Source organism: Klebsiella ornithinolytica NBRC 105727 = ATCC 31898, assembly GCF_001598295.1.
Taxonomy (GTDB): Bacteria; Pseudomonadota; Gammaproteobacteria; order Enterobacterales; family Enterobacteriaceae; genus Klebsiella; species Klebsiella ornithinolytica.
In genome coordinates this window covers 84,102-104,185 of record NZ_BCYR01000004.1, presented here as the reverse complement: position 1 = coordinate 104,185, position 20,084 = coordinate 84,102, and the positions used below count along the sequence as shown (strand labels likewise).

16 protein-coding genes are annotated in these 20,084 nt (G+C 58.5%); 11 read left to right on the top strand and 5 right to left on the bottom strand.

The features are described from left to right. The first annotated feature begins 1 nt into the window (after nucleotide 1). Both alsE and alsK read left to right on the top strand, forming a co-directional pair. Nucleotides 2–697, top strand: a complete 696-nt coding sequence (gene alsE / locus ROR01S_RS10320; RefSeq protein WP_004856557.1) for a D-allulose 6-phosphate 3-epimerase — start codon at nucleotides 2–4, stop codon at nucleotides 695–697. Next, on the top strand, nucleotides 681–1,628 hold the full coding sequence (gene alsK, locus ROR01S_RS10315; protein ID WP_064359438.1) for an allose kinase: 948 nt from the start codon (nucleotides 681–683) through the stop codon (nucleotides 1,626–1,628). Before alsE ends, alsK begins: the two co-directional genes overlap by 17 nt. Here the strand turns inward: alsK and ROR01S_RS10310 are convergent. After that, nucleotides 1,540–4,146, bottom strand: coding sequence for an ATP-binding protein (locus ROR01S_RS10310; protein WP_004856552.1), 2,607 nt, complete (start codon nucleotides 4,144–4,146; stop codon nucleotides 1,540–1,542). The genes alsK and ROR01S_RS10310 overlap by 89 nt on opposite strands. Nucleotides 4,147–4,331: 185 nt before the next feature. Here ROR01S_RS10310 and ROR01S_RS10305 point away from each other — a divergent pair, with 185 nt between their 5' ends. From ROR01S_RS10305 to ROR01S_RS10295, 3 genes are read left to right on the top strand one after another with little or no spacing between them, the layout of a single operon-like run. Beyond that, nucleotides 4,332–5,852: a sugar ABC transporter ATP-binding protein gene (locus ROR01S_RS10305; RefSeq protein WP_048025182.1), complete on the top strand. Its 1,521-nt coding sequence runs from the start codon at nucleotides 4,332–4,334 to the stop codon at nucleotides 5,850–5,852. Further along, nucleotides 5,849–6,850 carry an ABC transporter permease subunit gene (locus tag ROR01S_RS10300; RefSeq protein WP_004856549.1) on the top strand — a complete coding sequence of 334 codons (1,002 nt, stop codon included), beginning with the start codon at nucleotides 5,849–5,851 and terminating at the stop codon, nucleotides 6,848–6,850. Before ROR01S_RS10305 ends, ROR01S_RS10300 begins: the two co-directional genes overlap by 4 nt. A gap of 31 nt (nucleotides 6,851–6,881) precedes the next feature. Beyond that, nucleotides 6,882–7,823: an ABC transporter substrate-binding protein gene (locus ROR01S_RS10295; RefSeq protein WP_004856547.1), complete on the top strand. Its 942-nt coding sequence runs from the start codon at nucleotides 6,882–6,884 to the stop codon at nucleotides 7,821–7,823. 37 nt (nucleotides 7,824–7,860) lie between these two features. Here ROR01S_RS10295 and ROR01S_RS10290 read toward each other — a convergent pair whose 3' ends face one another. Continuing rightward, complete coding sequence (locus tag ROR01S_RS10290; RefSeq protein WP_015585352.1) at nucleotides 7,861–8,589, bottom strand: response regulator; 729 nt, start codon at nucleotides 8,587–8,589, stop codon at nucleotides 7,861–7,863. 273 nt (nucleotides 8,590–8,862) lie between these two features. On the opposite strand from ROR01S_RS10290, the gene fdhF reads away from it, so the two are divergent. Both fdhF and ROR01S_RS10275 read left to right on the top strand, forming a co-directional pair. Then, on the top strand, nucleotides 8,863–11,010 hold the full coding sequence (fdhF, locus tag ROR01S_RS10280) for a formate dehydrogenase subunit alpha (RefSeq protein WP_081213136.1): 2,148 nt from the start codon (nucleotides 8,863–8,865) through the stop codon (nucleotides 11,008–11,010). A 169-nt stretch (nucleotides 11,011–11,179) separates the two neighbouring features. Beyond that, the gene (locus tag ROR01S_RS10275; protein WP_004856540.1) at nucleotides 11,180–11,863 is read left to right on the top strand and encodes a tetratricopeptide repeat protein; all 684 of its coding nucleotides are present in this window, start codon (nucleotides 11,180–11,182) and stop codon (nucleotides 11,861–11,863) included. Between the two features lie 227 nt (nucleotides 11,864–12,090). Here the strand turns inward: ROR01S_RS10275 and gltP are convergent, their stop codons facing one another. Further along, the gene (gene gltP, locus ROR01S_RS10270) at nucleotides 12,091–13,404 is read right to left on the bottom strand and encodes a glutamate/aspartate:proton symporter GltP (RefSeq protein WP_004856537.1); all 1,314 of its coding nucleotides are present in this window, start codon (nucleotides 13,402–13,404) and stop codon (nucleotides 12,091–12,093) included. 411 nt (nucleotides 13,405–13,815) lie between these two features. Here gltP and acs point away from each other — a divergent pair, with 411 nt between their 5' ends. The 3 genes from acs to actP all read left to right on the top strand — a co-directional run bounded on the left by acs (nucleotide 13,816) and on the right by actP (nucleotide 17,918). Continuing rightward, entirely contained in the window at nucleotides 13,816–15,774 is a 1,959-nt protein-coding gene (acs, locus tag ROR01S_RS10265; protein ID WP_064357656.1) for an acetate--CoA ligase, read from the top strand. Nucleotides 15,775–15,957: 183 nt separating this feature from the next. Beyond that, nucleotides 15,958–16,272, top strand: a complete 315-nt coding sequence (locus ROR01S_RS10260; protein ID WP_004856533.1) for a DUF485 domain-containing protein — start codon at nucleotides 15,958–15,960, stop codon at nucleotides 16,270–16,272. After that, a complete protein-coding gene (gene actP / locus ROR01S_RS10255; protein ID WP_004856532.1) occupies nucleotides 16,269–17,918 on the top strand; it encodes a cation/acetate symporter ActP in 1,650 nt (549 codons plus the stop codon). The genes ROR01S_RS10260 and actP overlap by 4 nt, the downstream gene beginning before the upstream one ends. A gap of 33 nt (nucleotides 17,919–17,951) precedes the next feature. Here actP and ROR01S_RS10250 read toward each other — a convergent pair whose 3' ends face one another. Together ROR01S_RS10250 and ROR01S_RS10245 are read right to left on the bottom strand one after the other, a co-directional pair. Further along, a complete protein-coding gene (locus ROR01S_RS10250; protein ID WP_004856530.1) occupies nucleotides 17,952–18,641 on the bottom strand; it encodes an LrgB family protein in 690 nt (229 codons plus the stop codon). Beyond that, nucleotides 18,634–19,044, bottom strand: coding sequence for a CidA/LrgA family protein (locus tag ROR01S_RS10245; protein WP_004856528.1), 411 nt, complete (start codon nucleotides 19,042–19,044; stop codon nucleotides 18,634–18,636). The genes ROR01S_RS10250 and ROR01S_RS10245 overlap by 8 nt, the downstream gene beginning before the upstream one ends. Nucleotides 19,045–19,147: 103 nt before the next feature. On the opposite strand from ROR01S_RS10245, the gene ROR01S_RS10240 reads away from it, so the two are divergent. After that, on the top strand, nucleotides 19,148–20,029 hold the full coding sequence (locus ROR01S_RS10240) for a LysR family transcriptional regulator (RefSeq protein ID WP_004856526.1): 882 nt from the start codon (nucleotides 19,148–19,150) through the stop codon (nucleotides 20,027–20,029). Nucleotides 20,030–20,084: the final 55 nt, after the last annotated feature.

Here is a 20,084-nt window from a genome sequence, read left to right as displayed (position 1 = left end):
GATGAAAATTGCCCCCTCTTTAATGTGTATGGACCTGCTGAAATTCAAAGAACAGATCGAGTTTATCGATCGGCATGCAGATTACTTCCACATCGACATCATGGACGGTCATTTTGTCCCTAACCTGACGCTATCGCCGTTTTTCGTCAGCCAGGTGAAGAAGCTGGCCAGTAAACCACTGGACTGCCATCTGATGGTCACCCGGCCACAGGATTACATCAGCCAGCTGGCGCAGGCGGGCGCAGACTTTATCACCCTGCATCCGGAAACTATTAACGGTCAGGCTTTCCGCCTGATAGAGGAGATTCGTCGCCATGGCATGAAGGTCGGCCTCATTCTCAATCCGGAAACGCCGGTTGAGACGATGAAATATTACCTCCACAAGGCGGACAAAATTACGGTGATGACCGTCGATCCGGGTTTCGCGGGCCAACCCTTTATTCCTGAAATGCTGGAGAAGATCGGCGAGCTAAAAGCGTGGCGAGAACGTGAAGGGCTGGCCTACGAAATTGAGATCGACGGTTCGTGCAATAAAGCGACCTATCAAAAACTGATGGCGGCAGGCGCGGACGTCTTTATCGTCGGGACCTCCGGTCTGTTTAACCACGGCGACAATATTCACGACGCGTGGCAGGTCATGGCAGAGCAGATTCTGGCGGCCAAAAACGAGGTATTCCCTCATGCAAAAACAGCGTAAAGTCGTCGCAGGAGTGGACATGGGCGCAACCCATATCCGCTTTTGCCTGCAAACCGCACAGGGCGAGACTCTGCATTGCGAGAAGCTGCGCACCGCTGAAGCGATCGCCCCTGACGGTCTGGTGAGCGGGATCACGATGTTGATTCAGCAGCAGCTTGACCGCTTTCAGGCACATTGCTGCGGCCTGGTGATGGGCTTTCCGGCATTGGTCAGCAGAGATAAACGGACGATTATCTCCACCCCCAACCTATCGTTACCGCCAGAAACCCTGCGTACGCTAGCCGATGAGCTGGAGCATTCGCTGGCCTGTCCGGTCGAATTTTCCCGCGATGTGAATCTCCAGCTCTCATTTGACGTGCAGGAAAATGGTTTGCAGGCTCAACAGGTGTTAGCCGTTTATCTTGGCACCGGCATGGGCTTCGCCATCTGGTTAAACGGCGGGCCGTGGACAGGTGCACATGGCGTGGCGGGAGAGCTGGGTCATATCCCGCAGGGCGACAACGCGCTCATCTGCGGTTGCGGTAATCCCGGTTGTCTGGAAACCGTCTGTTCCGGCATCGCGCTCAAACGCTGGTATGAACAACAGCCGCGCGGCTATGCGCTTGGTGAACTGTTTTTACACGCCGCTGAGGAACCGTTTGTACAGGCCCTCCTGCACCACGCCGCCCGCGCCATCGCCACCAGCATCAACCTGTTCGACCCCGATGCGGTGATCCTCGGCGGTGGCGTGATGGACATGTCCGGGTTTCCACGCGAGGCGCTGCTCGCCATGATAAAAGCGCATATTCGCCGCCCGTTGCCTTATCAGGCGGTGCAGTTTCTTGCCGCATCGTCCTCAACATTTAATGGTGCTCAAGGGGCTGCGGCGCTGGCCCGCAGCCGCTATTTGCCACAACCTGTCGCAGCGCCTGCATCAGCTGTGTCCGACTGAAGGGTTTACGCAGCAGCTCAACGTCCGGCAGCGCAGGATTGTGCGCCGGACGCAGATCCTGGCCGCTGATCAGCAGCACCGCCACCGTCGGGAAACGGCGCTGGGTTTCGTTGATCACCTCGGCTCCGCTCAATCGGCCCGGCAGCATCAGGTCGCTAATCAGCAGCGCAATTTCCGTCGAAGCCTCAAGTAACTGCAGCGCCTGCTCTCCGTTCCCGGCCTCCAGGGTTAACCAGCCGAGCTGATGAAGCTGTTCACAAAGGGTCTGGCGCACATCGGCCTCATCCTCGAGCACCAGCGCCAGCCGCTCACCGCTCACCGTCTGCTCGACTTCCGGCAGCGGGCCACCGCTCGGCGCCTGTACCGCCGCGCGCGGCAGCTGTAAACGCACCGTTGTCCCCTGGCCCGGCGCGCTCTCAATGGCCACCCTCCCGCCGGACTGGCGGACAAAACCATAGACCATCGACAGCCCCAGACCGCTGCCGCTGCCGGTTTGTTTGGTGGTAAAGAACGGTTCGAACACCTGGGCTTTGACCTCCTGCGACATCCCGCTGCCGTGATCGATCACCTCCAGCGCCACCATATCCTGCCGCCGCCCGTCGCTGCGAGCCACCCGCTGGTTCCAGGTGCGCAGCCTAATTACCCCTGAACGCCCTTCCATTGCATCGCGAGCGTTCATCACCAGATTGATAATGGCGTTTTCCAGCTGGCCGACGTCAATCCACGCCGGCCACGCGGGTGACTGTGCCTCAATCTCCAGACTCAGCGTCGTCGGCAGAGAATGGCGCATCAGTTCGCCCAGATTCTCCAGCAGCGGTTTCATCGCCACGGCATTGGGGTGTAGCGACTGCTTACGCGAGAAGGCCAGCAGCCGCTGGGTAAGCAGCGCGCCGCGTTCTGCGGCTTTTCGCGCCCGGGAGATCCGCGGCACGTCCGCGTCCTGCGGCTGAACCAGTTCAAGGCTGCCGATAATCACCGCCAGCAGGTTATTAAAATCATGCGCCAGGCCGCCGGTCAGCTGGCCGACCGCTTTCATTTTCTGGCTGTGTACCAGCGCCTGCTCCAGCCCTTTGCGTTCGGTCCTGTCGAGAACCACGTTCACCAGCCCCCGCCCGGGAACCGGGCTGAAGCGCAGCTCAATGGTGCGGTCGCTCGCCAGCTGTAGCTCCTGGGGTTTGGGTAGCGGACGGGACAGGTTGTCACGAATATGTTCCGCCAGAGGGGCGGCCTGACCCAGCAGCTGCTGATAGTGAATGCCGCGCTGCAGGTCATTGGCTGCCAGCCCTAACAGCAGCGGATACTGCGGATTCCACACCACCAGCAGCCCCTGATTATCAAACAGCGCGAAGCCGTCGCGCATGGCATGAAAGGTGGTCTCCAGCAGGGTACTTTTTTCTTTCAGCAGCTGAGAGGTATGGGCCAATGACGCGGTATTGCGGGCAAAGACGTTGAAGGCGCGCGCCAGCTCTCCCAGTTCATCGCGTCGCTGGAGCCCCGGGACAGACACATCCTGCTCGCCGTGGGCCAGGCGCGACATCGCCCGGGAGATAGCGGTCAGACTGGAGCCAAGGTTACGGTAGATATACCAGCCGGCGAAGCCGGTTATCACCAGCGCCAGCAGCGCCGACAGCAAAATAAACATGCTGATAGAGCGCAGCTCCTGATGGCTCTGTGCCGCCCGCAGTTCAGACGCCTGCGCCACGCGGGCAACGTACTGATTAATATCGCTGTTGAGCAGCGCCACCAGCGCCTTAATGTGAAACATATACCAGCCGATGGCCAAATCGCTCTCCTCCAGCTGCGCCGAGAGCGGCTCCAGCCTGGCCAGCTCACCGTTGAAATCCTGCAGAATCGCGGCCAGCGTAGGATCGCGGCTGGTTGTCGGCAGAAAACCTCTCACCTTATCCAGCTGCTGGACGATCGATCGCGGCGTCGAAGTATGGATGGCCGCAACGATCAGCCGATCCATCTCGGCCAGCGGCCGGGGATCGATCGCGTCTGCGCCATGCCGATCGTTAAGATCCTGAATATGCCGGAGATAGCTCTGGTTCTGATACAGCGAGCTGAGCAGTTCATTACGCTGCAGATGACGACGCTGACCGCGTTCCAGCATGCCGCCCACGCTCTGCTGCAGTTCATTGCTGCGGCGAATAATACTGGCCACCAGCGTCAGTTCCTGTTGCGCCAGCGGCGCGGCGGCGAGGTGCGAGAGTGAATATTTCAGGGCCTGCTGGGTCGCCAGCAGGCGTTCAGCTTCGCTTTTATACTCCAGCGCACCGACCACCTGGGAGAGGCGAACCGCCGCAGTGGCGACGTTCGCGGTGTCGCGCGCCAGATTCATACTGCCGGTCATATCATCCAGCGTCTGCCGCTGCACCTGTTCTTGTAGCAGGCTGGCATGGCGAAACCCCAGCAGCGCTACGCCGGCCACCATCAGCGTGACCGCAACCATCAGCAAATTAAACGACAGCAGACGCCCGCGAGCGCTGGTGAAAAACGGGTAGCGATGGGATGGCATGGTCAGCTCCACGATCTTTTTATTTATCCTGGCGGTTGCTGACCCTGACCGGGAGAGCCGCATCGCGTAATTGTGAGCCAGGTTAACTATTCATCAATATGACAAATATGAACGGCGTCTGACATTTTGTATTTATCGTCGTGTGGTGCACTGCGATTCTCGATCACACTCGCAGGAGAGCCGCCATGCAGGGGACACCGGTACTATCCATGCGCAATATTGCCAAAGCCTTTGGCAAGTTTTATGCGCTGAAAGGCGTCGATCTGACGGTCTGGCCCGGTGAGATCCACGCCTTAATGGGGGAGAACGGCGCCGGCAAAAGCACGTTGATGAAGATCCTCGCGGGGGCATATACCGCCACCAGCGGCGAGATCCTGATCGACGGACGGCCGCACGCTATTAAAGGGCCAAAAGATGCGCTGGCCGCCGGGATCACTCTGATTTACCAGGAGATGCAGCTGGCGCCGAATTTAACCGTCGCCGAGAACATTTTCCTCGGCAGCGAGCTGGCGCGCGGCGGGCTGGTACAGCGCAAAGAGATGATTAATCAGGCCCAGGCGGTGATAGATCGTCTCGGCGCTCAGTTTAAGGCCAGCGACCGGGTGATGACCCTGACCATTGCCGAACAGCAGCAGGTGGAGATCGCCCGCGCCCTGCATCGCAACAGCCGGGTCCTGGTGATGGATGAACCCACCGCCGCCCTCTCCTCCCGTGAGACCCAGCGCCTGTTTGAGCTGATTCTGCGCCTGCGCGATGAAGGGATGGCCATTATCTATATCAGCCACCGCATGGCGGAGGTTTATGAACTCTCCGACCGCGTCAGCGTATTGCGCGATGGCCAGTACGTCGGCAGCCTGACCCGCGACAAGCTCAACGCCTCCGAACTGGTGCGAATGATGGTCGGCCGTCCGTTAAGCGACCTGTTCAATAAAGAGCGCGATATTCCGCCCGGTCAGCCGCGCCTGCGGGTAGAGGATTTGACCGACGGCGGTAAAGTGAAAGCCAGCAGTCTGGTGGTACGGGCCGGGGAAATCGTCGGTCTGGCCGGTCTGGTCGGCGCCGGCCGCTCGGAGCTGGCGCAGCTGATTTTCGGCGTGCGTCGGGCCACCGGCGGCGTCATCGAGATCGACGGCGAACCGGTGGTCATTCACTCTCCGCGTGCAGCCATCGAGCTGGGTATCGGCTTTCTCACCGAAAACCGCAAGGAGCAGGGGCTGTTCCTCGAAATGGCGGCGCAGGAGAACATCACCATGGCCACCCTCGAACGGGATGCCCGCTGGGGTATGCTCAATCGCAAAAAGGCGCAGACCCTCTCCGACGATGCGATCTCCCTGCTTAATATTCGCGTGCCGCACGCACAGGTGCGGGCCGGCGGCCTTTCCGGCGGCAATCAGCAAAAGCTGCTGATCTCCCGCTGGGTCGCCATCGGTCCGCGCATTTTGCTGCTTGATGAACCGACGCGCGGCGTCGACGTCGGCGCCAAAAGCGAGATTTACCGCATCATGACCCAGATGGCGCGCCAGGGGGTGGCCATCCTGATGATCTCCAGCGAACTCCCCGAAGTGGTCGGCATGAGCGACCGGGTCTACGTCATGCGCGAAGGCAGCATCGCCGGCGAACTCCAGGCCGGCGACATCAGCCAGGAAAGCATTATGACGCTGGCCACCGGCGTAAACGACTCTCACCTTAAGGCGGTATCACCATGACAACACAGAAAGAGACCGCCGCGCAGCCGGTGGCAAAATCGGTATCAGCGAAGAAAATCCTGATGGGCGATCTGGTACAAACGGTCGGTATCCTGCCGATTTTAATCCTGATTGTCGCGGTATTTGGCTTTATCGCCCCCAACTTCTTTACCGAAAGCAACCTGCTGAATATTACCCGGCAGGCGTCGATCAACATCGTGCTCGCCGCCGGGATGACTTTCATCATTCTGACCGGGGGGATCGATCTGTCCGTCGGCTCGATTCTCGGCACCACCGCGGTGGCGGCGATGGTGGTGTCGCTGATGCCGGAGCTCTCCCTGCTCTCCATTCCGGCGGCGCTGATGCTCGGCCTGCTGCTGGGCCTGTTTAACGGCGCGCTGGTCGCCTTCGCCGGGCTGCCGCCGTTTATCGTGACGCTCGGGACCTATACAGCCCTACGCGGGGCCGCCTATCTGCTGGCCAACGGCACCACGGTGATTAACTCCGATATCAGCTTCGAATGGATCGGCAACGATTACCTCGGGCCGGTTCCGTGGCTGGTGGTGATCGCGCTGATGGTGGTAGCGGTGTGCTGGTTCATTCTGCGCCGCACCACCCTTGGCGTTCATATCTACGCCGTAGGCGGCAATATGCAGGCGGCAAGGCTCACGGGGATCAAAGTGTGGCTGGTGCTGCTGTTCGTTTACGGCATGAGCGGCCTGCTCTCCGGGCTGGGCGGCGTCATGAGCGCCTCGCGGCTGTACAGCGCGAACGGCAACCTCGGCGTAGGTTATGAACTGGATGCCATCGCCGCCGTTATTCTCGGCGGGACCAGCTTCGTCGGCGGCATCGGCACTATCACCGGCACGCTGGTGGGGGCGTTGATTATCGCCACGCTCAATAACGGCATGACGCTGATGGGCGTCTCCTATTTCTGGCAACTGGTGATCAAAGGGGCGGTGATCATCATTGCGGTGCTGATCGACAAATACCGTACCCGACACCATCAAAGTGCATAACAACAATACCCTACAGACAGAGGAAAACAGCATGCGTTTGAAACCCGTAGTAACCGCACTCTGTGCCGGCGCGTTGCTTGCCGCAGCGCCCTTTACCCAGGCCAAAGAGCTGAAGTCAATCGGCGTCACGGTGGGGGATTTAGCCAACCCGTTCTTTGTACAAATCACCAAAGGCGCGGAGCTGGAAGCCCGTAAGCTGGCCGGAGACAATGTGAAAGTGACGCTGGTCTCCAGCGGATACGATCTGGGTCAGCAGGTGGCGCAGATCGATAACTTTATTGCCGCCAAAGTCGACATGATTATCCTCAACGCCGCCGACTCAAAAGGGATTGGCCCTGCGGTAAAACGCGCGAAAGATGCCGGGATCGTGGTGGTTGCGGTGGACGTGGCCGCCGAAGGCGCCAATGCCACCATCACCTCTGATAACACTCAGGCGGGAGAAATGGCCTGTAAATACATCACCGACCGCCTGAAAGGCAAAGGGAATGTCGTGATTATCAACGGGCCGCCGGTTTCCGCTGTGCAGAACCGCGTCGAAGGCTGCCAGGCCGAGTTTGCACGCCACCCGGATATCAAAGTGCTCTCCTACAACCAGAACGCGAAAGGCAGCCGTGAAGGTGGTCTGGAAATTATGACCTCATTGCTGGCGGCGAATCCGAAGATCGATGGCGTCTTTGCCATCAACGATCCGACCGCGATCGGCGCCGATCTGGCGGCAAAACAGGCGCAGCGTCATGAGTTCTTTATCGTTGGCGTCGACGGAAGTCCGGACGGTGAAGAGGCGTTGAAACGTAAAAACTCGCTGTTTGTGGCGACGCCGGCGCAGGACCCGCAGGTCATGGCGGCGAAAGCGGTAGAGATCGGTTATGACATTCTGCAGGGGAAACCGGCACCGGCCGCACCGGTGTTGATCCCGGTGACCCTGATCGATAAAAACAATATCGGCAGTTACAAAGGCTGGACCGTGAAGTAAGAGTCCTGTCTCCCCGCTGGCCCCGCGTCTGCCGGGGCTACGCCGCCCTGTCGCCGTGGATAACATCCGCGGCGAACACATAGCCCAGACCGCGTAGGGTTTTGATCAGCGTCGGCTGATGCGGATTCGGTTCGATTTTGCGCCGCAGGCGCATGATCAGCACGTCAATCGTCCGGTCAAAGACTTCGGTGCTTTCGCTATGGGTCAGGGCCAACAGCTGCTCGCGATTGAGCACCCGGCGGGCGTTTTGCGCCAGCGCCAGCAGCAGGCTGTACTCTCCCTGGGTCAGCGGCACCGCTTGCTGTTGCGAGTTAAACAACTCGCAGCGAAACGTATCCAGCCGCCAGCCGTTAAAGAGCAATCCCGTGCCGCCGCTCGCGCCTTCGGCACCCAGCGCACCGCTACGTCTGAGCACCGCTTTCACCCGCGCCACCACCACCCGGGAGTTGAACGGCTTGGCAATATAATCATCGGCGCCCATTTCCAGCCCGACTACGACGTCGGATTCGCTGCCGAGGCCGGTCAGCATCACCACCGGTAAATCAGGTCGGCTACGCTGCAGCTGTTGCAGCACCAGCAGCCCGTTGGTGTCGGGGAGAATCATATCCAGCAGCACCAGCGAGATATCCGTCCGCTGGGCCGCTACCGCCAGCGCATCGCTGCCGGTCTGGCACAGCAGCACGTCAAAAACATGCGCACTGAGCACATCGCTAAGCAGTTCGCCAATCGCGCTGTCGTCATCCACAACCAAAATGACCGGTTTCATTACTTGCCTCTGCCCGCACGGAACGATCTCTGTCTGATTAATTCAGCAAAGCCCCCTCGACAAATCCATTACCGGATCGCGTTTCTTCAATCCATGTCACATCTCACCGCCCTTCGACACGTCAAAACTGACGACGCCCTGCTTTTCGTCAGCATTTAGCCCAAAAAATCGACGTATCATCAGTCAATACCCATAATGAAAACATGGCATAGAAGATGCATATTGACGGCGTGATAGCGCATATGCGCCCATTGATGAACTGGAGCAAGACCGATGAAAAAAGTCGTCACGGTTTGCCCGTATTGCGCATCAGGTTGCAAAATCAACCTGGTGGTCGATAACGGCAAAATCGTCCGGGCTGAGGCGGCACAGGGGAAAACCAACCAGGGAACCCTGTGCCTGAAAGGCTATTATGGCTGGGATTTCATTAACGATACCCAAATCCTCACCCCGCGCCTGAAAACCCCTATGATCCGCCGTCAGCGTGGCGGAAAACTGGAATCCGTCTCCTGGGAGGAGGCGCTCGACTACGTCGCGACCCGTCTCAGCGCCATTAAGGCGAAGTACGGTCCGGACGCCATTCAGACCACCGGCTCGTCCCGCGGGACGGGGAACGAAACTAACTATGTGATGCAAAAGTTCGCGCGCGCCGTTATTGGTACCAATAACGTCGACTGCTGCGCTCGCGTCTGACACGGCCCTTCGGTTGCAGGTCTGCACCAGTCGGTCGGTAATGGCGCCATGAGTAATGCCATCACGGAGATTGATAACACCGATCTCGTCTTTATCTTCGGCTACAATCCGGCCGACTCACACCCTATTGTGGCGAATCACGTGATTAACGCCAAACGCAACGGGGCGAAGATTATCGTCTGCGATCCGCGCAAGATTGAAACCGCGCGCATTGCCGATATGCATATTGCCTTGAAAAACGGCTCCAACATCGCGCTGCTCAACGCCATCGGCCACGTCATTATCGAAGAGGATCTCTACGATAAATCCTTCGTCGCCAGCCGTTCTGAGGGCTTCGAGGAGTATCGTAAAATCGTCGAAGGCTATACGCCGGAGTCGGTGGAAGCCATCACCGGCGTCAGCGCGCAGGCGATCCGCGCCTGTGCCCGGATGTATGCCGGCGCGAAATCCGCCGCCATCCTGTGGGGCATGGGCGTGACCCAGTTCTATCAGGGCGTGGAGACCGTGCGCTCGCTGACCAGCCTGGCGATCCTCACCGGCAACCTCGGCAAGCCGAGCGCCGGCGTCAACCCGGTGCGCGGCCAGAACAACGTGCAGGGCGCCTGCGATATGGGGGCGCTGCCGGACACCTATCCGGGCTATCAATACGTGAAATTCCCGGAGAACCGCGAGAAGTTCGCCAGAGCCTGGGGCGTCGGGAGCCTGCCGGCGCATACCGGCTATCGCATCAGCGAGCTGCCGCACCGCGCGGCGCACGGTGAAGTACGGGCAGCGTACATTATGGGCGAAGATCCGCTGCAGACCGACGCCGAACTCTCTGCCGTGCGTAAAGCGTTTGAAGAGCTGGAGCTGGTGATTGTCCAGGATATTTTCATGACCAAAACCGCCGCGGCGGCCGACGTTATCCTGCCGTCCACCTCGTGGGGCGAGCACGAAGGCGTCTATACCGCAGCGGACCGCGGCTTCCAGCGCTTCTTTAAGGCGGTAGAGCCGAAGTGGGACCTGAAAACCGACTGGCAGATCATCAGCGAAATCGCCACCCGGATGGGCTATCCGATGCACTACAACAACACCCAGGAGATCTGGGACGAGTTGCGGCATCTGTGCCCGGACTTTTACGGCGCCACCTACGAGAAAATGGGCGAGCTGGGCTATGTGATGTGGCCGTGCCGCGATGAGTCCGACGCCGACCAGGGGACCTCTTATCTGTTTAAAGAGAAGTTCGACACCCCGAACGGCCTGGCGCAGTTCTTCACCTGCGACTGGGTTGCGCCGATCGATAAGCTCACCGAGGAGTATCCAATGGTGCTCTCCACCGTGCGGGAAGTAGGCCACTATTCGTGCCGCTCCATGACCGGCAACTGCGCGGCGCTGGCCGCGCTGGCGGATGAACCGGGCTATGCGCAAATCAATACCGCCGATGCCGCGCGACTGGGTATTGAGGATGAGGCGCTGGTGTGGGTGAACTCACGTAAAGGCCGCATTATCACCCGCGCACAGGTCAGCGACCGTCCGAATAAAGGGGCGGTCTATATGACCTATCAGTGGTGGATTGGCGCCTGTAATGAGCTGGTAGCGGAGAACTTAAGCCCGATAACCAAAACGCCGGAGTACAAGTACTGTGCCGTGAACGTTGAGCGCATCGCCGACCAGCGCGCCGCCGAGCAGTATGTGATTGATGAGTACACCAGGCTGAAAGCCCGCCTGCGCGAAAGCGCAATGGGTTAAGGCAGACGGCGCCCCCGGCCACATAATGCTGGCCGGGGGCGCATTTTCGCCATCCGGGTTGCGGGATAGCTGGCGCAGCCCACTTTTATCGAACCTGGCAGCCGCCGCCATTTTCTTCTTTTTCACCTCCCTTTATACTGCGCGCTGTGTTCCTGACCGATAATAAAAAATGAAATACCTCTATTTACTTCTGATGCTGTTCTCTCTTGCCGCGGGTGCCACGGATCCCGGCAGCCAGTACAAACACCAGGCGGAAGCCGGCGATCCGCGGGCGCAGTACTATCTTGCCGATACCTACGTCAGTTACGGTGATTATCAGCAGGCCGAATACTGGGCGCAGAAATCGGCCGATAACGGTGACGGGGATGCGCTGGCGCTACTGGCCCAGCTGAAAATCCGCAACCCGCAGCAGGCCGATTACAAACAGGCCAGAGAGCTGGCGGAGAAGGCGGTGCAGGTTGGCAGCAAGGCTGGCGAAATTATCCTGGCCCGCGTGCTGGTCAACCATCAGGCCGGGCCGACGGACTATTCACATGCCATCACCCTGCTACAGGATGCCGCCCAGGATCCGGAAAGCGACTCCGCCGTCGACGCCCAGATGCTGTTAGGTCTGATTTACGCCAGCGGCGTCCAGATGACAGAGGATGACGCCAGGGCAACGGACTATTTTAAACGCAGCTCCTCGCTGTCCCGTACCGGTTATGCCGAATACTGGGCCGGGATGATGTTCCTGCAGGGAGAACAAGGCTTTATCGAACCCAACCAGCAGAAAGCGCTGCACTGGCTCAATGTCAGCTGTCAGGAGGGGTTTGATACCGGCTGCGAAGAGTTCGACAGGATAAGTAAAAGATAAGAAAAAGCCCGGCGGTCGCGCCGGGCTTTGAGACGGTTGATAAACCTGTTGGAACCCGGTGCCCGCGTTTTGCCGGGTGGCGGCTGACGCCTGACCCGGCCTACAACACCCGCAGTCTCAACACTTGCACACGCTCTGTCGGCCCGCGCAAGCGCAGCGCCGCCGGGCAATTTAAGCACGCTTTGTCAACACGCTGAGCCCGACGCGGTCGCGCCGGGCTTTGCATTTTATTGCGCCGTTTTATCAAATTTGCCCAGCACTTCACGCTCATAGGCCAGCGCTTTCTTGCGGTCAAACTTGTGCTCCCACTTGGCAATCACCAGCACCGCCAGCGCATTGCCCACCACGTTCAGCGCGGTACGCGCCATATCGAGGATACGGTCAACGCCGGCAATAAAGGCCAGCCCTTCCAGCGGAATCCCTACGCTCCCCAGCGTCGCCAGCAGCACCACGAAGGAGACGCCCGGCACGCCGGCAATCCCTTTCGAAGTTACCATCAGCGTCAGTACCAGGGTGATTTCCTGCCACAGCGACAGGTCAATACCGTACAGCTGGGCAATAAAGATCGCCGCGATACTCTGATACAGCGTTGAGCCATCGAGGTTAAACGAGTAGCCGGTCGGCACGACAAAGCTGGTAATAGAAGCCGGTGCGCCATAGGCTTCCATCTTCTCAATAATACGCGGTAGTACGCTCTCGGAGCTGGCGGTGGAGTAGGCCAGAATCAGCTCGTCTTTCAGAATACGGATCAGAATCCAGATACTTAATCCGCATACCCGCGCCACGATCCCCAGCACCACCAGCGCGAAGAACAGAATCGCGAAGTAGACCAGGATAACCAGTTTGGCCAGCGGCCACAGCGAGGCGAAGCCAAAGGTGGCAACGGTCACCGAAATCAGCGCAAACACCCCGACCGGCGCATAGCGCATCACCATGTGGGTCACTTTGAACATGGTTTCGGAAATGGAGCGGAAAACGGTCACCAGCGGTTCACGATGGGTCGCCGGCAGCGAAGAGAGTCCCAGACCGAACAGTACCGAGAAGAAGATAATCGGCAGCATATCGCCTTTCGCCATCGACGCGACAATGTTGGTCGGCACCAGTGACAGTATCGTTCCCATCAGGCCATGAGCGTGGCTTTGCACCTCTGCCGTTGTACTTTGATATTTCGAAATATCCACCGCGGCCAGCTGCGACATATCAATGCCGCTACCCGGCTGGAAGACGTTGGCCAGGGTAATCCCCAGCACGATCGCCACGGTGGTGATCACTTCAAAATAGATAATGGTTTTCGCGCCGATTCGGCCCAGCTGCTTCGCGTCGCCAACGCCGGCAATCCCGACAACCAGCGTCGAGATAACAATCGGAACGACGATCATCTTGATCAGGTGGATAAAGATATCACCCGCCGGCGTCAGGAAATTCGCAATTAACCAATCACGACCGTCGGCATGGTAATGCAGATAGCTGCCCAGCAGAATACCCAGCACCAGGGCCAGCAAAATCTGCCAGGCCAGGCTGACTTTTGTTTTTTTCTTCACTACTGACTTCCTCAATGAGAGGCACCATTCCCGGAAGTCATGATGCCCACTGAAAGGGATATGAATTGTGTTGCGTTGCTCTATGGGGTTTTTTAACGCGCGGTATCAGTATCATCTGCACGGCATGCTACGCAAGCGTTTAAGAACAGGGCTTTTCTCTGGGTTTCTGCATAAATTCGCTAACTTTCCCCACTTCCGTTGCATAAGTATCTGTTATAAAAAAAATTTCATAGCTTCCATTTCTATAAATACATTTCTGAAATTATTTCACTTCAAAGTTTCATTTGATTGATTTTCATTCAGTTGAATCAATGCGTGATCTGTCCCCCAAATAGCAAACAAAGCCGTGAAAGACCCTACTCTTAACGTTTACTTGACATATATTTAACAACCTACAGGAGAAAAAAAGCCATGAGCCAAATACATAAGCACTCTATTCCCGCTAACATTGCGGACAGCTGCCTGATTAACCCGGAACAGTACAAGGCGCAGTATCACCAGTCTGTCACCGACCCGGATGCGTTCTGGGGTGAGCAAGGCAAAATCCTTGACTGGATGCGGCCCTATACGCGCGTGAAGAACACCTCATTCGCTCCGGGCAACGTCTCTATTAAATGGTATGAAGACGGCACGCTGAATCTTGCCGCTAACTGCCTCGATCGCCACCTGGCCGAACGCGGCGACCAGACCGCGATTATCTGGGAAGGCGACGACGCCAGCCAGAGCAAACACATCACTTATCGCGAGCTCCATCACGACGTCTGCCGCTTTGCTAACGTCCTGCTCGACCTCGGCATTAAAAAGGGCGATGTCGTCGCTATCTATATGCCAATGGTGCCGGAAGCCGCCGTCGCCATGCTGGCCTGCGCCCGTATCGGCGCGATTCACTCGGTGATCTTCGGCGGTTTTTCTCCCGAAGCGGTTGCCGGACGTATCATTGACTCGAACTCGCGTCTGGTCATTACTTCCGATGAAGGGCTGCGCGCCGGACGCGCAATTCCGTTGAAGAAGAACGTCGACGACGCGTTAAAAAATCCGAACGTGAAAAGCATCGAGCACGTGGTTGTGCTTAAACGCACCGGCGGCAAAATCGACTGGCAGGAAGGACGCGACCTGTGGTGGAGCGACCTGATTGCGCAAGCCAGCGACCAGCACCAGCCGGAAGAGATGAATGCGGAAGACCCGCTGTTCATCCTCTATACCTCCGGTTCAACCGGTAAGCCCAAAGGGGTGCTGCACACCACCGGCGGCTACCTGGTCTATGCCGCCGCCACCTTCAAATATGTCTTCGACTACCATCCGGGCGACATCTACTGGTGTACTGCCGACGTAGGCTGGGTGACCGGCCACAGCTATCTGCTGTACGGCCCGCTGGCCTGCGGCGCCACCACGCTGATGTTTGAAGGGGTGCCGAACTGGCCGACGCCGGCGCGGATGTGTCAGGTCGTCGATAAGCACAAGGTCAATATTCTCTACACCGCGCCGACGGCGATCCGTGCGCTGATGGCGGAAGGCGATAAGGCCATCGAAGGCACCGATCGCTCTTCTCTGCGTATTCTGGGCTCGGTCGGCGAGCCGATTAACCCGGAAGCCTGGGAGTGGTACTGGAAGAAGATTGGCAACGAGAAATGTCCGGTGATGGATACCTGGTGGCAAACTGAAACCGGTGGCTTCATGATTACTCCGCTGCCGGGCGCCATTGAGCTGAAAGCGGGTTCCGCCACGCGTCCGTTCTTCGGCGTGCAGCCGGTGCTGGTCGACAATGAAGGCACTCCGCTGGAGGGCGCGACCGAAGGTAACCTGGCCATCGCCGACTCCTGGCCGGGACAGGCGCGAACTCTGTTCGGCGACCACGAGCGCTTTGAACAGACCTACTTCTCCACCTTCAAAAATATGTATTTCAGCGGCGACGGCGCTCGTCGCGATGAAGATGGCTACTTCTGGATCACCGGCCGCGTGGACGACGTTCTGAACGTATCTGGCCATCGTCTGGGGACCGCAGAGATCGAATCGGCGCTGGTATCGCATCCGAAAATCGCCGAAGCGGCCGTGGTCGGTATTCCGCATAACATCAAAGGTCAGGCGATTTACGCTTACGTCACGCTCAATCACGGTGAAGAGCCGACGCCGGAGCTGTATGCGGAGGTGCGCAACTGGGTACGCAAAGAGATTGGCCCACTGGCCACGCCGGACGTGCTCCACTGGACCGATTCATTACCGAAAACCCGCTCGGGCAAGATCATGCGTCGTATCCTGCGCAAGATTGCCGCGGGCGATACCAGCAACCTCGGCGATACGTCAACACTGGCGGATCCGGGCGTCGTGGAAAAACTGCTCGAAGAGAAGCAGGCTATTGCGATGCCGTCGTAAACGGACTCATTCCCTACACCCTCTCCCCGTCAGGGGAGAGGACATAAATCATACGCCCTAAGGATTCCACGTAGCAGGACAGCAGGAAGCACCCTCTCTTCCCGACAGCACATTGCCGGGCGGATAAGTGCTGCCGACGGTCAGCGCGCGGATGACAAAAAGGGTACCTCTGGAGACGCTGTAATGAATGAGCAACTTTGTCAGCGGATAGAAGATAGTGCGCATTTCAGGGAGTTAGTTGCAACCCGGCAAAGGTTTGCCGCCATCCTGTCACTGATTATGTTGGTGATCTACGTGGGCTTTATTCTACTCATCGCTTTCGCCCCTGGCTGGCTGGGCACGCCGCTGCATGCCGGCACCAGCGTCACCCGAGGCATCCCGATCGGCATCGGCGTTATCGTTATCTCTTTTGTCCTCACCGGGATTTATGTCTGGCGGGCTAACGGAGACTTTGACCGTCTGACCAAAAGCGTTATCAACGAGGTGCACGCATCATGAAGAAAGTCCTGACGGCGATTGCCGCCACGCTCCCTTTTACCGCGAGTGCCGCTGACGCCATCACCGGCGCGGTACAACGCCAGCCGACGAACTGGCAGGCGATCGTCATGTTCCTGATCTTTGTCGCCCTGACGCTGTATATCACCTACTGGGCGTCAAAACGCGTTCGCTCACGCAGCGATTACTATACCGCGGGCGGAAATATCACCGGCTTTCAGAACGGGCTGGCGATTGCCGGCGACTTTATGTCGGCCGCCTCTTTCCTCGGTATTTCCGCGCTGGTCTACACCTCAGGCTACGACGGGCTGATTTACTCCCTCGGTTTCCTGGTCGGCTGGCCGATAATTCTGTTCCTGATCGCCGAGCGCCTGCGTAACCTCGGGCGCTACACCTTCGCTGACGTCGCCTCCTATCGCCTTAAGCAGGGGCCGATTCGTACCCTCTCCGCCTGCGGTTCGCTGGTGGTGGTGGCGCTGTATTTGATTGCTCAGATGGTCGGCGCAGGCAAGCTGATTCAGCTGCTGTTCGGCCTGAACTACCACGTCGCGGTGGTACTGGTCGGCGTGCTGATGGTGCTCTACGTTCTCTTCGGCGGCATGCTCGCCACCACCTGGGTGCAGATTATCAAGGCCGTCCTGCTGCTGTGCGGCGCCAGCTTTATGGCCTTCATGGTCATGAAGCACGTCGGCTTCAGCTTCAACAACCTGTTCAGTGAAGCGATGGCGGTGCATCCGAAAGGGGCGGCGATTATGAGCCCAGGCGGACTGGTGAAAGACCCGATATCGGCGCTGTCGCTCGGTCTCGGTCTGATGTTCGGTACCGCCGGTCTGCCGCACATTCTGATGCGTTTCTTCACCGTGAGCGATGCGAAAGAAGCGCGTAAGAGCGTGTTCTACGCCACCGGGTTTATGGGCTACTTCTATATCCTGACCTTTATCATCGGCTTCGGCGCGATCATGCTGGTGGGCGCAAATCCCGCGTTCAAAGATTCCGCGGGCGTGCTGATCGGCGGCAATAATATGGCGGCGGTACACCTGGCCGATGCGGTAGGCGGCAACCTGTTCCTCGGCTTTATTTCAGCGGTCGCCTTCGCCACTATTCTGGCGGTGGTCGCCGGCTTGACGCTGGCGGGCGCATCGGCGGTTTCTCACGATCTGTATGCTAACGTCTTCCGCAAAGGCGCCAGCGAGCGCGATGAGCTGCGGGTTTCGAAAATCACCGTTCTGGTGCTGGGCGTCGTGGCGATTCTGCTGGGGATTTTGTTTGAAAATCAGAACATCGCCTTCATGGTGGGTCTGGCCTTCTCCATCGCCGCCAGCTGTAACTTCCCGATCATACTGCTGTCGATGTACTGGTCGAAGCTGACCACTCGCGGGGCCATGGTGGGCGGCTGGCTTGGGCTGCTGACCGCCGTGATTCTGATGATCCTTGGCCCGACGATTTGGGTCCAGATCCTCGGCCACGAAAAGGCGATATTCCCGTATGAGTATCCGGCGCTGTTCTCTATCGCTATCGCCTTTATCGGTATCTGGATTTTCTCCGCCACCGACAACTCGGCGGAAGGGATGCGCGAGCGTGAGCAGTTCCGCGCTCAGTTTATCCGTTCGCAAACCGGGATCGGTATCGAACGCGGCCAGGCGCACTAACCTGACCCTCCCCGGCCGCCCGGCCGGGGAACATTAAAACATCAGCAGGCGCACCAGCGGTGCCGCCAGTACCATCACCACGCCAGACAACATCATCACCAGGCTAGCCACCACCCCTTCCTGCGGCCCCAGCTCATATGAACGGGCGGTGCCTGCGCCGTGCGAGGCGGCGCCAAACCCAGCGCCTTTTGCCATCCCTTCACGAATGGCGAGCCGCATAAACAGCGCATCGCCCACCGCCATGCCAAACACGCCGGTGATCACCACAAACAGCGCCACCAGCTCCGGCTGACCGCCGATCGGTTTTGCCGCGGCCAGCGCAAACGGCGTCGTGATCGAACGCACCGCCAGGCTACGCTGAATCTCATCCGGCAGCGTAAACAGTCGCGCCAGCCACACGGAGCTGGTCACCGCGACCACCACTGCCGTCGTCACCCCTGCGGTCAGCGACATCCAGTGCCGTTTAATGACCGCGAGGTTGTCATATACCGGGACGGCAAACGCGATAGTTGCAGGCCCCAACAGCCATAACAACCAGTGGGCCTCGCCCATATAGTTCTGATAGGAAATGTGGCCAAACACCAGAATCAGCACCAGCAGTATCGGGGTAAACACCAGCGGCATCAGCGGCAGCCTGTGGAAGCGGCGATACAGGCGCTTATTGGCGAAATAGAGTGCCAGCGTCACAACCAGGCACAGGACGCTCAGTTGAAAATCACTCATGCTTCATCCGGCTGACTTCATAGCGATACACTTTATCCACCACCCATGCCGTAGCCCCCAGCACCATCAGGGTACTCAGCGCAATCACCAGCATGATCCGCCAGCCATCGACCATCAGCAGCTGGGTATAGTTGACCACCGCCACCACTGCCGGAACAAAGAACAGCAGCATTTCCGCCAGCAGCCAGCGCGCGCCCGCCCGCACCCATTTTAGCGGGATAACCCGACAGACAATCAGCGCCAATAGCATCAACATACCGACCAGGTTCGCCGGCAGCGGTAGATGCAGCCAGTTAACCAAATATTCAGCGCAAACGAACAATCCGGCATAAATCAGCACCTGAACCGGGACCTGGAGGCGCTGTACAACGAAGGGGGTCACACGAGCTGGCGCGAAGGCCATGAGCGAAATTCCTGAAAAAGAAGCGAGGTGTGCAGTATAGAGAGCCGCCTGAGCGGACAGAAATGAATTAAAATCATCACAGGTATAGTCTCTGGGAATAATTATGGATATCCGAACGCTGCGCTATTTTGTCGAAGTGGTGCGTCAGCAGAGTTTTACGCGCGCTGCGGAAAAACTTTTCGTCACACAGCCCACGATCAGCAAAATGCTCAAAAATCTGGAAGATGAGCTGAACTGCACCCTGTTGATTCGCGATGGCCGCCGGCTCCTGTTGACCGATACCGGTCGGGTTGTTTTTGAGCGTGGGCAGGCGATTCTGGGGGAATTTCATCAGCTGGAATCGGAGCTGAGCGATATTAATCACCTGCACAAAGGGATCCTGAGACTGGGGATTCCGCCGATGGTCGGGATGCTGATGGCAGAACCGATCGGCCTGTTTCGCCAGCGCTACCCGGGCGTGGAGCTGAAAATTGCTGAGTTCGGCGGGCTGACGGTTCAGCAGGCGGTGAGCAACGGCGAACTGGATCTCGCCATGACGGCGCTGCCGGTAGACGAAGACAGCGGCCTGAGCACGCTGCCGCTCTTCAACCATCCGCTGTGCGTGCTGACGCCGAGAACCGAGGCGTGGGAAAACGTTCAGTCACTCTCGCCGGAAGCCCTCGCCGCCCATCCCCTGGTCATTTATAACGAAGATTTCGCGCTGAGCCGGCAGCTGATGGCGCTGTTTACCTGTCATGATGTGAAGCCCCGCATCGCGGTGCGCAGCGGACAGTGGGACTTCCTCGCGGCCATGGTGCAGGCGGGCATCGGCGTGGCCATACTGCCGCAACCGATCTGCGAACGTCTCGACGCGCAGAATTTTTGCTGGATACCGCTGCAGAGTGAGTTGCACTGGGAACTGGGGATGATCTGGCGGGAAGGCGTTTATCTGTCGCACAGCGCGCAGGCGTGGCTGGAATGCAGTAAGGCGTTCTGGCTGGAGTGAGTGCCCGGAGGCGGCGCGTTGCGCCTGGCCGGGCGACAAAAACAGTCATACTGAA